This is a genomic window from Sphingomonas sp. (assembly GCF_019242355.1).
In the GTDB taxonomy this organism is placed as follows: Bacteria; Pseudomonadota; Alphaproteobacteria; order Sphingomonadales; family Sphingomonadaceae; genus Sphingomicrobium.
Window position 1 is genome coordinate 1 of record NZ_JAFAVR010000233.1, and the last position, 14,681, is coordinate 14,681.

The following is a 14,681-nucleotide window of genomic DNA, read 5'->3' on the forward strand; positions in this document are numbered from 1 at the left end:
ACGTTCTCGGGGGCGCCGGCAACGACCGCTTGATCAGCGGTCCCGCGGCCGACACGTTCGATGGCGGCGACGGCATCGACGCCGTCGACTATCAGAAGGCTGCCGCGGGAGTGACGGTCACGCTGGGCACCAATGGAGCAGCCGGCAGCGGCGGCGGCGGCGACACGCTTCTCAACGTCGAGAACGTCTATGGCTCGGCCTTCGCCGACACGCTGGCCGGCAATGAGGGCGCAAACGTCCTCAAGGGCGGAGCAGGCAACGACCATCTTTACGGCGGCGACGGCAACGACATCCTGGAAGGCGACGCCGGCACCGACCGCGTTTACGGCGGAGCGGGCAACGACACCTACATCGTGACCGACGCGACCGATTATATCTACGAGAAAGCCGGCGAGGGCACGGATACCGTCAAGGCGTCGGTCAGCGTCACCCTCAGCGCCAATGTCGAGAACCTCATTCTCAGCGGCGGGGCGGCAATCGACGGCACCGGCAATGCGCTTGCGAACGTGATTACCGGCAACGGAGCGGCGAATACGCTACTCGGCGGCGGCGGCAACGACACGTTGCGCGGCGGGGGCGGCATCGATCATCTCGACGGGCAGGAGGGCAGCGACCTCTACATCGTCCCATCCGCCGGTGAACATGCAGGCGCCGAATTCGCCGACACCGGCACGTCCGGCGTCGACGAGGTGCTGTTTGCTGCCAAAACGGAGTCCACACTGACCCTGTTCGGTGGCGATACCGGCATCGAGCAGGTCGTGGCCGGAGCGGCGGGCTCGACTCTGGCGCTCAATGTCGACGCGTCGCAGGTCGGGAATGCCCTCACCATCACCGGCAACGCGGGGACAAACGTTGTTACCGGAACGGCGTTCGACGATACGATCCACGGGGGCTTCGGCGCCGACGTGCTTTATGGCAATGCCGGCAACGACCTGCTCGACGGAGGGCGGGACGTTGACCACATGTACGGCGGGGCCGGGGACGACACTTATGTCGTCGACGATGCCGCCGACATTTATGTCGAGGACGCCGGCGAGGGCACCGACACGGTGATGTCGTCGGTGAGCCTCCTGCTTCGGGCCAATGTCGAAAATCTGGTCCTGACCGGCGATGCGAATCTCAACGGCACCGGCAATGCTCTCGATAACGCCATCACCGGCGGCTTAGGCATCAACACGCTTTCCGGCGGCGATGGCAACGACACGCTCGACGGCGGTGGCGCGAACGATACGCTCCGCGGTGGCAACGGCGATGACGTGCTGATCGGCGGTGCCGGCCGCGACAACCTCTACGGCGGCGCTGGCAGCGATACGTTCGTGTTCCACGACGGCGATTTCGCCGGCGTGACCCCGAGCTCCGCGGACTGGATCCTCGACTTCTCGCAGACCGAGGGCGACCGGATCGACCTTCACCTGGTGGATGCGCAAACGACGGTCGATGGGATGCAGGCGTTCGACTTCATCGGCAGTGCGGCATTCGACGGCCAGGCCGGCGAGCTGCGCTACGAGGAGGTCGGTTCGACCACCTATCTGACCGGTGATACCAACGGGGACGGCACCGCCGACTTCATGATCCGGATCAACGGACTGCACGAACTGACGAGCAGCGACCTGGTGCTCTAGATCGGCGGACCGACAGGCCGGGTTTTTTTTGGGACCGGCATTGCATCGCCTTCGGCGGATGCGGTGCCGGTCCCAAGTGGACCGACCGTTTACCAAAATTTTCCTTTCCGATCCGTAGTTTGGCCGCTAGCATCGATCTGCGCGGCACCGCCCGGTGGTCGCGCGAGTAATCGTAAGGGAAATCGAGCGGGCCCATGATTCGCGCTATCGGACCTGGTCTGGCGCTTCTTGCCGGAATGAACGGCGGGAGTGTCGCTGCAATGACGAATGACGCCGCCATCCGCTGCTCGGTCGAGCGGGCGGAGAAGCTGCCGGCGGGGCTCAACACGGATACGCTGTGCGCCACGATCCGCGGCGCTGGAGGGGCCGCGCTAAATCGAGCCGGACTGGACCCGTCAGCGCTCTCGGTTCGCATCACCGTAGATTCGGAGAGAAAGCTTTCCGCGACAGCGACGCTGAACGGTCGGACGCTCCCGGAGCACCATGTGGGCATCTCCGACCGCTCGCTGAACGCGCGCGCGGTCGAGTTGCTTGCAACCGCGATTGCCGGCGAAGTGGCCGCCGTAAGCCGCTGACAGTCAGGAGCCTGTAGAACCCATGACCGATATTCCCGCCAACGGTACCACGACTGCTCACCTCGCCATTGGCGACTCCTTTGTCGGGACGATCGAGAGCGGCGGCGATCACGACTGGATCGCGGTCAATCTGGTCGCGGGCGAGAAGTATACCTTCACGCTCGACGGCTACGGCTCCAATGCGCTCGAGGACCCGTATCTTTATCTTCGGAACTCCGCCGGCACGGTGCTGGTCGAGAATGACGATGGGGACGGCAACCGCAATTCGCGGATCGTCTTCACGGCCACGAAGACGGGCACCTACTATCTCGATGCTTCGGCGTGGGATGACGCCACCGGGTCCTACAAATATACCGGCGATTACAAGCTGACCGCGGATCATTTCACGGCGCCGCCGGTCTACACCTACAACCAGATCGCAGACCAGCTGGTGAACGGCTACTGGGGCGGCGACTGGCACCATTTCAACGTTACCCAGGGCGGGACGCTGACCGTCAACGTGACGGCGCTGACCACAGCCGGGCAGACGCTCGCCCGCGCCGCGCTGCAGGAATGGTCGGACGTCATCGGCGTGCACTTCAAGGAAGTCGCGACCGGCGGCCAGATCGTGTTCGACGACAATCAGGACGGCGCCTTCACTACCTCCGACTGGTCCAACCATGTGATCAGCACGTCGAACGTCAACGTCTCCACGCAGTGGCTCACCGACTACGGCACCACGCTCTATAGCTATGCCTTCCAGAGCTATGTGCACGAGATCGGACATGCGCTGGGGCTCGGCCATGGCGGGAACTACAACGATACCGCCAACTATCCGGACGACGCTCTCTACGCGAACGACGCATGGTCGACGACGGTCATGTCGTACTTCAGCCAGCATGACAGCAGCTATTTCGCGAACCAGGGCTTCTCCGAAGATTTCGCGCTGACGCCAATGAGCGCCGACATCATCGCGATGCAGACGCTCTACGGGTTGTCGACGACGACGCGGACAGGCGACACGATCTATGGCTACGGATCGACCGCGAAGAATGCGGTATACGACACAGCGGCCAATCCGCTCGCCGCTTACACGATCATCGACAGTGGCGGCATCGACACGCTCAATTATTCGAAGGCCTCGGCAAACCAGCTTATCAATCTCAACCCGCTGACCTTCTCGAATGTCGCGGGGAGCACCGGCAACGTCTCGATCGCGGTTGGAACGGTGATCGAGAATGCGACCAGCGGCGGCGGCAATGACACGATCGTCGGCAATTCCGCGAATAACGTCCTCGACGGCGGGGCCGGGAAGGATACGGTTTCCTACGATGCCGCCACGGCGGGAGTAACCGTCAACCTGACAGTGGCGACGGCGCAAAACACCCGCAGCGCCGGAACCGACACGCTGAAGAATTTTGAGAATCTGACCGGGTCTCAGTTCGACGACATCCTGACCGGAAAGGGCGGCGGCATCGTCCATGGTGGCGGGGGCAACGATGTCATTCATGGTTCGACGGGCGGCGACCATCTTTATGGCGACGACGGGGACGACACCTTTATCCCGGGAAGCGGAACCGACACGATCAATGGCGGCGCCGGTTGGGACACAATCGACTTCAGCTCGCTTCGAACCGCCGTGGTCGCGGACCTTGCGACGACTTACACGTCGGTCGAGGAAGAGATTGGCACTCACTTCAGCGACACACTGAACGGCAGCGACGCCGCCAATACGCTCGAGGGGCTGGCCGGTGACGACACGCTTTACGGCAACGGCGGCAACGACACGCTGGACGGCGGTGCCGGGACCGATCAGATGTACGGCGGTACCGGCAATGACATCTACCGGGTCCGCGACGTCACCGACTATGTTCATGAGAATGCCGGCGAAGGCAGCGACCGGGTTATTTCCTGGATCGACTATACGCTTGGCGCGAACGTCGAGAACCTCACGCTGATGGGAACGGCGGGCCTGTCGGGCGAAGGCAATGCTCTATCGAACGTCCTCAATGGGAACAGCGGAAGCAATATGCTGTCCGGCGACGACGGCAATGACAAGCTTTATGGGTTCGACGGGAACGACACGCTCCAGGGCGGCGCCGGCAAGGATACGCTGGTCGGCGGCAAGGGGGACGATACCTATTACGCGGACAGCTACGGGGACAGGGCCATCGAAAATCCCGGCGAGGGCACGGATTCGATCTTCTCGACCGCGGACTACAAGCTTCGCGACAATATCGAGAATATCACCCTGACTGGAAGCGCCAACCTGTGGGCCTACGGGAATGACGGAACGAACGTGATCACCGGCAATGACGGTGCGAACAAGTTGTACGGCATGGGCGGCAGCGACACGATTACGGGTGGAGACGGTAACGACTTCATTCAGGGTGGCGCGGGCCAGGATGTCGTCATCGGTGGCGCCGGGAAGGACAGCTTCGTGTTCCGGGACGGTGACTTTGGCGGCGCGACGGCGGGATCCGCCGACCGGATCATCGACTTCATCCAGGGCGACGATCATATCCGCCTGGACTATGTCGATGCCGATACCACGATCGCCGGCAACCAGGCGTTCGCGTTCATGGGCACGGCCGCCTTCGACAATCACGCGGGCGAGTTGCGATACGAAGAGATCAGCGGCAACACCTATGTCTCGGGGGACACCAACGGAGACGGCGTTGCCGATTTCATGATCCGCCTGGACGGACTCCACGCGCTCACGAGCCACGACTTCGTGCTGTAAGGCTCACGCTTAGCGTTCCGACGGGATGATTCTCTTCAGCCTCGTCATTGCGCTGGCGACTTCGTGCTCGGCCTGAACGAAGGATGGCGCGCGCTCCAGATGCTGTCCGGCAGCCTCACCTCCGCAGTCTGCATCTGCGCATCCGAGGCATCACCAAGCAGCAGCCGGTAGGTTCCGGCGCGAATGTGCCACCGGTCGTTCGCTGCTTCATAGGTCGCGAGCAGGCGCGGATCGACGACAAGGGTCACGATCCTGCTCTGGCCTGGCTTGAGCTCCGTCTTGGTGAAGGCCCCAAGACGCTTCGGCGCTTCCCAGCCCGCAGCCTGCCAGTCCGCCGGCGCGACATAGAGCTGCGAGACCGCCTTGCCCCGCCGCCTTCCGGTGTTGCGGATCGCGAAGCGGGCGGCCAACGACCTGCCATCCGCGGTCGCCGTCAGCCCGGACGCGGCAAAGCTCGTGTAGGCCAGGCCATGCCCGAAGGCGAACAGTGGCCGGTAGCCCTTGAGGTCGTACCATTTGTAGCCGATCGCTGCGCCCTCGTCGTACGTTACGTGCGCAGGGGTCCCGTCCGGCAGGCCGGCCCCGGCGATGGCCGGATGCGCGAACTGGTCCGGCGACGCCGGGAAGCTGATCGGAAGATGACCCGAGGGATTGACCTTGCCGGTGAGAATGCGCGCAATCGCGGCGCCGCCGCGGATGCCCGGATAGAAGGCTTCGAGCACCGCTGGCACCTGGGCGAGCCAGGGCATGAACACGGCCCCGCCGCTCTCGATGACGACGACGGTCCTCGGATTGGCTTGGGCAACGGCTGAAACCAGGGCGTCCTGGTTGGCGGTTAGAGTCAGGCTGCCGTCGGATCCTTCACTGTCGTGCTGGGTGACGAAGACAATCGCGACATCGGATTTCGAGGCGAGCGCGGCGGCAGAGGCGGGATTGGCGCCGGGATCGAATGCAATCTGGGCGCGGGGCAGCTCATGCTGGAGCGCGGCAAGCGGTGGGGAGGGCAGATACGTGTGCTGGTCGATCATCACCGCGCCGCCGACCGGCGTAACGTCGGACGAGCCGCCGCCAGCGATCACGCCGTTGTCGGCATTGCCGCCGATGACCGCGAGCGACTTGACATGGCCAAGCGGCAGGAGGTTGCCGTCGTTCTTCAGCAGGACGAGCGATTGCTCGGCGGCGGCCTGCGAGACCTGGGCATTCGCGGCATAATCGACCGGAGCGGTTCGGATGGGGTTGTCGACTGCGCCACTCGCGAAGAGCGCCCAGACAATTCGCGTGGCCATGTCGTCGAGCCTGCGCTCGGGAATCGCTCCGGATTGGAGCGTCGCGTTGAACGCGGGCGGCGCGAACCAAGGCTTGTCGCCGACGCAGCAGAAGCCGGTGAACTGGTCGAGGCCGTCATTCGCTGCGTCGGCTGTCGAGTGGACCGCGCCCCAGTCGCTCATGACGAAACCCTCGAAGCCCCAGTCCTGCTTCAAGACGGTGTTGAGGAGATAATCGTTCTCGCACCCCCAGCGGCCATTGATGAGGTTGTAGGAGCACATCACCGAACCCGGTCGCCCGCGCTCGAGTGCGAACTCGAAGGCGAGCAGGTCGGATTGCCGCATCGCTTCGGCCGAGATCGTGGCGTCGAGGGAAGTGCGGAGCGTCTCCTGATCGTTCACCGCATAATGCTTCATCGTCGAGACGATGTGGTTCGACTGGATACCGTCGATGAGCGCGCCGGCCATGGTCCCGGCGAGCAAAGGGTCCTCGCCTGTGTATTCGAAGTTGCGGCCGTTGCGCGGTTCCCGGGCAAGGTTTGCGCCCCCGGACAGCATGGTATTGTGGCCGGTGGCGCGCGCTTCGGCGCCGATCACCGCTCCGCCCGCGCGTGGGACTTCGGGATCCCAGCTCGCAGCCGTCGCGAGCGAGGAGGGCAGCGCAGTGCTGGGAATCAAGCTGTTGCGAACGCCGATCGAGGCATCGGTTTGGGCCTGGTCGGGGATGCCGAGGCGCGGCACGCCGGGGACGAACCCGGCCGACCCCTTGACCTGGTGGGAGATGACATAGGCCTTGAGTTCGGGAGAGACGAGGTCGTCCGGGACTTTCGCGAGGTCGGTGTATGCCTGGTCGGAATAACCGAAAATGAGCCTTAGCTTTTCGTCGAGAGTCATCGCGGCGACAGCGGCCTCGGCCCGCGCCTCAGGCGGCTGGCCGGGCTTGAGCCAGGGCTGCGCGGCGGGGGCGGCGACGGGCGCCGGCGCGGACGTGGCGGCCGAACTCACCAATGCGATGCAGGAAGTCAACAGGATCGACTTTCTCACGATTCTTCCCCCATTTTATGCGCCACCGACGTCGGCGTCCCACCAATAGTTCACGAGGACATTGAAGCGATCGAGCGCCTCGACATGATGATACCAGTCGCGCGGGATGAAGATCGCGTCGCCCGGTGAAAGCTCGGCGTCCTGAGCTGCCTCGAGCGCTCTGGCGAAGCGCGGGAATGCGGCAAGATCGGGCGATGTCACATGCACCATGCTGACGGGCGTCCCCGCGGGCGTCGGATGCTCCGGCCCCATGTAAAGGTTCGGCTGCTGGTCAGGCGGGAACAGCGTGAAGCGGCGGTGTCCCACTGCAACAACCGCGACATTGTCGACAGGGTCGTTGTGGGTCGCGACCTTCGCTGCATTCCCTATCCACAGCCTCGGCTCTGCGGAGCCGGGAACGAGAGGCATCGGATGGGCAATTGCAAAGCCCTGCAGAAAGCGCTCGGCGACCAGGCCCTGGGCCGCCAACGCGAACGGCCGTTCAACCTGTTCCTGTTGACGCAGCCCCGCGATCAGGCCGGGAATGTTGCCGCGGCCGCGAATGAAATTGAGTGCTCGTCCGTCGGAGGTGTAGTGGAAGCGCCCACCCTCCGCGGGGTCGGCGCGCAGAACTTCGGCTTCAGTTGCGGTCGCTCGCTTCGAGAGCAGCTCCATCGCCAGATGCGGGTCCTTGCGCGCCGCCGTTACGAGGGGCCAGTCGCGCGCGATCTGGCGCATCACCGCAGGGCGCTTGCCTGGCAGGATTTCCGCGCGGAACTGCTCCGGCGTCGGCTGATCCCATTCGCGCGTTTGGCGGACGCCCTTAGTGAGTGATGAATTCATAGGCATCGCCTTCGTCGCGCCGGGCATTGATCCCGCTGGCGCGCAGGGCGTCGAGATGCGGCGTTAGCCGAGTCGAGAAGTCAGCCTCGTCGCGCCCTCCCTTCGGGCGCCAGGCGACCTCGGCGAAGGCGAGGAGACGCGGGAACGTCATGAATTCGAGATAGCGACGGCTGGCGATGAATTCCGTCCACACAGCGGCTTCGACCCCAAGCACCTTCTTCGATTCCTCAGGCGTGAAGCTTGCGGGAACTGGTTCCCAGGCCAGGATCTTCGCGATCGACGTCGGGCCGTTGTCGTTGCCTTCCCAGGGGGCGCCGGGTTCGCCAGGGCCTTGGTGATAATCGAAATAGACCTGGTCGACCGGTGACACGACGAGCTCGGAGCCGCGCGCCGCTGCTGCGTCGAGCACGTCGGGCCGGGCCTTTCGCCACCATTGAATCACGACGTCACTGGACGCGCCGGCTTCAGCCTGCTCGTCCCAGGCCATCGGCCGTCTGCCGTTGGCTTCGATGATCTTGACGACGTTTCGGACGAAATAGGCTTCGACCTCCTTCGTGCTGCCGAGGTCTTGCGCGACCTTCAGCTGGCGGACGTCAGGCATGTCCTTCCAGGCGTCGTCGCCGACCTCGTCGCCGCCAAAGTGAATATAGGGCGCCGGGAACAGTCGGCCGACCTCGCCAAATACAGACCGGATGAAGGCATAGGTCGTGGGACTTGCGGGGTCGAGCGCGTTGCCGCCATTGTAGAGCTCCGGATAGGCAGTGCCAGCCGATCCGGAGTGGCTCGGCATCTCGATTTCCGGGATCACCATGATGTGGCGCTCGGCAGCGTAGGCGACGATGTCGCGGATGTCGGCGGCGGTGAAATAGGCGCGGGACCCGTCGGCCGTGATTTCGCCCTTGGTGAGTTTCGGATAGCCGGGGATCTCGATCCGCCAGCCGGGATCGTCGGTCAGGTGCAGGTGAAGGACGTTAAGCTTGTACACGGCCATCTGGTCCAAGAACTTGAAGAGGACCGGCTTGCCGTAAAAATGCCGTGCGACGTCGATCAGCAGGCCTCGCCAAAGGAAGCGAGGGGCATCGCTGATGTCGGCCACCGCAACCCTGCCGCCGCTCACCATCTGGCGAAGGGTCTGCGCGCCATAGAAGAGGCCGCGGGGATCCGATGCTTCGATCAGGACGCCGTGGCGGTCGACGCGAAGATGATAGCCCTCGGGGTTCCCGATCGTTCGGGCGGGAACCAGCCTGAGGAGGATCCGCGTCGACCCGCGCTCGCCCTGCTTGATGCCGAGCGAGCGCGCGAGGAAAGCTGCGCTCGGCGCGGTGGCGCCCTTGCCGCTGACGACGGCATTTGGTCCGAGCGGGATGTCGCCATTTCCCCAGGCGACCGAGGTTGGCAGCGGGATCAGAGCCGGATGCGCCAACGCCGGTGTGCCGGTCGCAACGAGCAAGACCGCAATAAATTTGGGCGCGACGCGAAAGAGCGTGGGCGATGATGGAAGCGCTTCCATCCTGCACGTTTGGGGCTGGCGCCCCCGCATGGCAAGCCCGTTCGCGACCGTTGCGCGCGCTACAATCCATTGCCAAGTTGCGCGCGCCATGAAGAGCAGCTCGACGATCGACGATGTTGCGAAGGCCGCGGGCGTCGCTCGGGTCACGGTCTCGCGGGTGCTCAACAACGGCGCGAACGTCCGTCCCGAAACGCGCGAACGGGTGCGCAAGGCGGTCGAGGCGCTCGGCTACTCGGTCAATCAGCAGGCGCGGGCGCTAGCCAGCGGAGCCGCGCGGCAAATCATGCTCATCCATGCGCACAGCCCCGATCTCGAACCGAACAGCTACTACAATTCGGGGCTGGAGCTCGGCGCACTGCGCGGCTGCTCGTCGCTCGGCTTCGACCTGGTCGCGCGAGCGGTCGATCCGGATGACGACGATCGCTTTCGCCTGCTCGCGTCGATCATCGAGCGTGAGCGGCCAGCCGGCCTGATCCTCTCGCCGCCGCTGTCCGATGACATCGACTTCATCGCCATCGCCCAGGACGCCGGCGTCGGAGTGGTTGCCGTTTCCGCCGGCGAACGGGCGCGAGGGCGCGTCCTTGCAGTGGGCATCGACGAGCGGGCCGCCGGTCACGCGGTCGGCCGCCATCTGACGTTGCTCGGTCACCGCAGCGTCGGTTACGTCAAGGGACCGCACGAACATCGCTCGGCGGCGCTGCGCTACACCGGCTTTCTAGAGGCTCTCCGCGAGGCGAACATTGCGGTCGAACCGTGGACGGCGACCGGGGATTTCACTTTCAGGTCAGGAGTGGAAGCCGCCGAACAGCTGCTTCGCGGCGACACAGGGGTGACGGCGATCGCATGTGCCAATGACGACATGGCGGCCGGCGTGATGCTAGCGCTCCACCGGGCAGGGCGAGATATTCCGGGCGCCATCTCGGTGACCGGCTTCGACGACACGCCAATGTCGGAAGTCGTATGGCCGCCGCTCACGACGATCCGCCAGCCGATCAAGGACCTGACCGAGCGAGCGGTCCATCTGCTCGGCGAAAACCGGCCAAATGACGACGTCCAGCATGAGCTTTTGCCCTTCGAACTGGTCATCCGCGAATCCACCGCTCGGCCGCCCCTCCAAGGTCCGGCTTGACAGATTCCGCCGTTTGACACCAAAATGGAAGCGCTTCCATGCTCATGTGGGGGCGAGGGACTTGCCGCGTGACGGCGTGGCGGTCCGACGGGGGAGAAAGCCGTTGCCGAATCGTTCGCTGCTTTCCTATCGCGCATTGCTGCTCGCCGGCGGATGCTGTTCGTCACTGTGGCTGATTCCAGCGCCCGCGATCGCGCAGGACACGACTGCCCAGACCAACCCAGATACGCAGCAGCCACAGCCGGCGCCGGCTGACCAGAATGGGACCACGCCTGGCGAGCCCGACAAGACGCAGCAGAACAGCGGGCAGATCGTCGTCACCGGAATCCGCCGCAGCGTCCAGGACTCGATCGCGATCAAGCGGCGCGAGACCAGCATGGTGGAGGCGGTGTCGGCCGAGGAAATCGGCAAGCTCCCGGATGTTTCGATTGCGGAATCGATCGCCCGGCTGCCCGGCCTCGCGGCTCAGCGCGTCGGCGGGCGGGCGCAGATCGTCTCCGTCCGCGGCTTCTCGCCCGACTTCACGACGGTCCTCCTGAACGGCCGCCAGCAGGCGAGTTCCGGCTACAACCGCGCCGTCGAGTTCGACCAATATCCGTCCGAGCTGCTCGGCTCGGTCGTGGTGTACAAGACGCCGGACGCCAGCATCGCCGGCATGGGACTGGCGGGAACGGTCGACCTCAGGACGATCCGTCCGCTCGCCTACGGTAAGCGGGCCGTCTCAGTGAACCTGCGCGGCGAACTCGACCAGGGCGGCGGCCGCAATGCCGGATTCTCAAAGCGCGGCTGGAGGGGCAGCGCAAGCTACATCGACCAGAACAAGAGCGGCACGCTGGGCTGGATGATCGGCTACGCTCATCTCGACGCGCCGAGCCACACCGATCACACGAAGAACTGGTTCTATGACAATTACGGCGGCCCGACCCAGATCCTGTCCGGCCAGGAAGCCATCGCGACAAACTCGCGCGACCTGCGCGACGGCGTGACGGGCACCGTCGAATGGAAGCCGAGCGACGCCATCCATTCGGTCCTTGATGTCTATTATTCCCGATTCAAGCAGCACACGGTCAACAATGGGGCGGAATGGTTTTCCGACGAATATGTCGGGACGACCTTCAGCGACCTGCAGTCCGTAACTCGCAACGGCACCGATTTTGCCGTCTCCGGACATGCCGACGGGGTCGTGCCGATCCTGATGTTCCAGGACAACCGGCGCACCGACCATCTGTTCTCGATCGGCCTGAACAACGACTTCAAGATCGCGGACCGCACGCACCTTCTCACCGACCTGTCTTATTCATCCAACAAGCGCGACGAGACCTATATCGAAGCCTATGGAGGCTATGGAGTTGGGCCGTTCCAGACCCTCACTCCTGACAGCTATGATTTCCAGATCCCAGCCAACGACTTTCCGCAGTTCACGGGATTCGGGCTGAACTATGCCGATGCGAACCAGGTTTCGCTGGGTGACCGCGCGCCGTGGGGCGGCTGGGGCCATGACGGCCTGAAGAAATCGCCGCACATCAAGGAAACGCTGGCGTCCGGTGACCTGACCCTGAAGCAGGATCTCAGCAGCCCGATCTTCAGCGGCCTCGAATTTGGCGTCAACTATACGCATCGCCACAAGACAAAGACGGTCGACGAGCTTGATCTCTTTCTCAAGAATGGGCGCGAGGAGACTCTTGTCGGGTCCGATTTCCTGACCAGCCCGACTTCGCTGAGCTTCGCGGGCATGGGAGATGTCCTCGGGTTCAATCTCGCCGATGCGCTGCCGGAATATTACGACACGGTGCAGCTCCAGGACGCCAACCACTTCGACAAGGCGTGGGCGATCAAGGAAGACATCACGACGTTCAAGGCCAAGGCGAATATCGACTATGGCAGTCTGCACGGCAATGTCGGCATCCAGGCGGTCGTCCAGCACCAGGATTCGCAAGGCCTCCGGATCAACACGGCGGTGTCCCCGATCCAGTTGATCAACGTCGACGTCAGCAGGACTTATACGGACTTCCTGCCCAGCCTGAACCTGTTCTACGACTTGGACAGCAGGAACCGCCTGCGCTTCGCAGCCGCCAAAGTCATGATGCGTCCGCGCATGGACGACATGCGTGCGAACCTCGTCCCAAGCTTCAACGGCTCGGTCTGCGCAGGCAGTCCAGGCTGCCACCCCGGCGAGGTGGTTCACCCGTGGTCCGCGGAGGGCGGCAATCCGAACCTCGAGCCGTGGCGCGCCAAGGAGTTCGACGTCGCCTACGAATGGTATGGCGGGAAGGCGAGCTACTTCAGCGCCAATGCGTTCTTCATGGACCTCGACAATTACATTTACGATCAGGCTCTGCCCGTGGATTTCACGGGCCTGACGCCGCCGCCTGCTGACCTCGCAGCAATCCCGACCGATGTGACGATCAGCAACATCGGGCAGCTTACGGCGCCGACCAATGGTCAGGGCGGCTGGGTCCGCGGGATCGAGCTCAGCGGCGCTTATGAGCTTGGGCGGATCTCTCCAATACTCAACGGTTTCGGCGTCGAGGGCAGCGTGTCGTACACGACTTACCGGCTGCACAAGGCAGCGTCGGGCCAGGTCGGTGTGCTGCCGGGCTTCTCCAAATACGTCTACAACATCACCGGCTATTACGAGAAGAACGGCTTCCAGGCGCGCGCGAGCTACCGCTATCGCGACAAGTTCCGAGGCGAGGTCGTGCAGCTATTCACCAATCTTGGCTATTCATACATCCTCGCGGACAAGCAGATGGATGCCCAGGTGGGCTACACCTTCCAGCCCGGATCGAGGCTCAATGGCCTCGGCATCCTGCTTCAGGTCAACAACCTCCTCAACTCGCCCTATCGGACGACCTACGGGGTCAACCAGACGCAGGTGCTTGAGACGTACGAGAAGTATGGGCGCCAGTGGTTCCTCGGCGCCAGCTACCACTTCTAGGCAGGTCTGAAATGACGATGAGGAGCGGTCCTTTGCGGCCGGCAGCACATCTGTGCCTTGCGGCCGCATTCCTGGCGCCCGGGGCGAGCATGGCACAGACATGGCCTCGAGCGGCCGAGCTCAAGGCCGACAGCGCGCTTGACGCGCGGGTACGACTCATCGTTGCCGGGATGACGCTCGAGCAGAAGGTCGGACAGATGACCCAGGCCGACATCCGCTCGATCACGCCCGACGAGGTCCGCCGATATTATATCGGCTCGATCCTCAACGGCGGCGGCGCCTGGCCGGCGATGAACATGCATTCGAGCGTCGGTGACTGGCTGGCGCTGTCCGAGGCCTTCTATCGCGCGTCGATGTCAACGGACATGCGGGTCAAGATACCCGTGGTCTGGGGCACGGATGCCGTGCACGGACACAACAATGTTTATGGGGCAACCCTTTTCCCGCACAATATCGGTCTCGGCGCGGCGCATGATCCCCAATTGGTGGAGCGCATCGGTCGGGTCACAGCCGGCGAGGTCCGAGCGACCGGCATCACCTGGGCTTTCGCGCCGACCCTCGCGGTGGTGCAGAATCCGCGCTGGGGCCGCACCTACGAAAGCTACAGCTCCGATCCGGCGCTGGTGCGCACCTATGGCGAGGCGATGGTCCGGGGCCTGCAGGGGCAGCTGGGGTCGGCGACCTCGGTGCTCGCGACCGCAAAGCACTGGCTCGGCGACGGCGGCACGGGGCACGGCAAAGACCAGGGCGAGACGCGGACGAGCGAAGCCAATCTCGAGCGAACCCACGCCGCGGGCTATTACGGCGCGCTCAAGGCCAACGTGCAGACCGTGATGGTCAGCTATTCGAGCTTCAGCGACACGGCAACCGGCCGACGCTGGGGCAAGATGACGGGGAATGCGCATCTGGTCGGCGACGTACTGAAGACCCGCATGGGCTTCGACGGCCTCGTGGTCAGCGACTGGAACGCCATCGGGCAGGTGCCCGGCTGCACGCTCTGGCACTGTCCGCAGGCGATCAACGCCGGCATCGACATGGTCATGGTGCCGGACGA

At 64.1% G+C, this 14,681-nt stretch carries 9 protein-coding genes; 6 read left to right on the plus strand and 3 right to left on the minus strand.

All coding sequences use genetic code 11. From position 1 onward, the window contains the following. From JOZ79_RS11485 to JOZ79_RS11495, 3 genes are all read left to right on the plus strand, one after another. The coding region (locus JOZ79_RS11485; RefSeq protein ID WP_294074248.1) for a calcium-binding protein at positions 1-1,622 on the plus strand (1,622 nt) is incomplete at its 5' end. A 194-nt stretch (positions 1,623-1,816) separates the two neighbouring features. Beyond that, on the plus strand, positions 1,817-2,197 hold the full coding sequence (locus tag JOZ79_RS11490; RefSeq protein ID WP_294074250.1) for a hypothetical protein: 381 nt from the start codon (positions 1,817-1,819) through the stop codon (positions 2,195-2,197). A gap of 22 nt (positions 2,198-2,219) precedes the next feature. After that, positions 2,220-4,919 carry a M10 family metallopeptidase C-terminal domain-containing protein gene (locus JOZ79_RS11495; RefSeq protein WP_294074252.1) on the plus strand — a complete coding sequence of 900 codons (2,700 nt, stop codon included), beginning with the start codon at positions 2,220-2,222 and terminating at the stop codon, positions 4,917-4,919. Positions 4,920-4,963: 44 nt separating this feature from the next. On the opposite strand, the gene JOZ79_RS11500 is transcribed toward JOZ79_RS11495, so the two are convergent. The 3 genes from JOZ79_RS11500 to JOZ79_RS11510 are packed head-to-tail and all read right to left on the minus strand — an operon-like array spanning position 4,964 to position 9,500. Then, on the minus strand, positions 4,964-7,189 hold the full coding sequence (locus tag JOZ79_RS11500) for a glycoside hydrolase family 3 protein (protein WP_294074254.1): 2,226 nt from the start codon (positions 7,187-7,189) through the stop codon (positions 4,964-4,966). A 54-nt stretch (positions 7,190-7,243) separates the two neighbouring features. Next, positions 7,244-8,050, minus strand: a complete 807-nt coding sequence (locus tag JOZ79_RS11505; RefSeq protein WP_294074255.1) for a cupin-like domain-containing protein — start codon at positions 8,048-8,050, stop codon at positions 7,244-7,246. Next, positions 8,031-9,500, minus strand: a complete 1,470-nt coding sequence (locus JOZ79_RS11510) for a beta-N-acetylhexosaminidase (RefSeq protein ID WP_294074257.1) — start codon at positions 9,498-9,500, stop codon at positions 8,031-8,033. Before JOZ79_RS11510 ends, JOZ79_RS11505 begins: the two co-directional genes overlap by 20 nt. A 148-nt stretch (positions 9,501-9,648) precedes the next feature. Here JOZ79_RS11510 and JOZ79_RS11515 point away from each other — a divergent pair, with 148 nt between their 5' ends. The 3 genes from JOZ79_RS11515 to JOZ79_RS11525 all read left to right on the plus strand — a co-directional run. Next, positions 9,649-10,689 (plus strand): LacI family DNA-binding transcriptional regulator, encoded by a 1,041-nt coding sequence (locus tag JOZ79_RS11515; RefSeq protein WP_294074259.1) that lies wholly within the window; start codon positions 9,649-9,651, stop codon positions 10,687-10,689. A 103-nt stretch (positions 10,690-10,792) separates the two neighbouring features. Then, a complete protein-coding gene (locus tag JOZ79_RS11520) occupies positions 10,793-13,627 on the plus strand; it encodes a TonB-dependent receptor (protein ID WP_294074261.1) in 2,835 nt (944 codons plus the stop codon). Positions 13,628-13,716: 89 nt separating this feature from the next. After that, positions 13,717-14,681: glycoside hydrolase family 3 N-terminal domain-containing protein (locus JOZ79_RS11525; protein WP_294074263.1), on the plus strand; the 965-nt coding region annotated here is incomplete at its 3' end.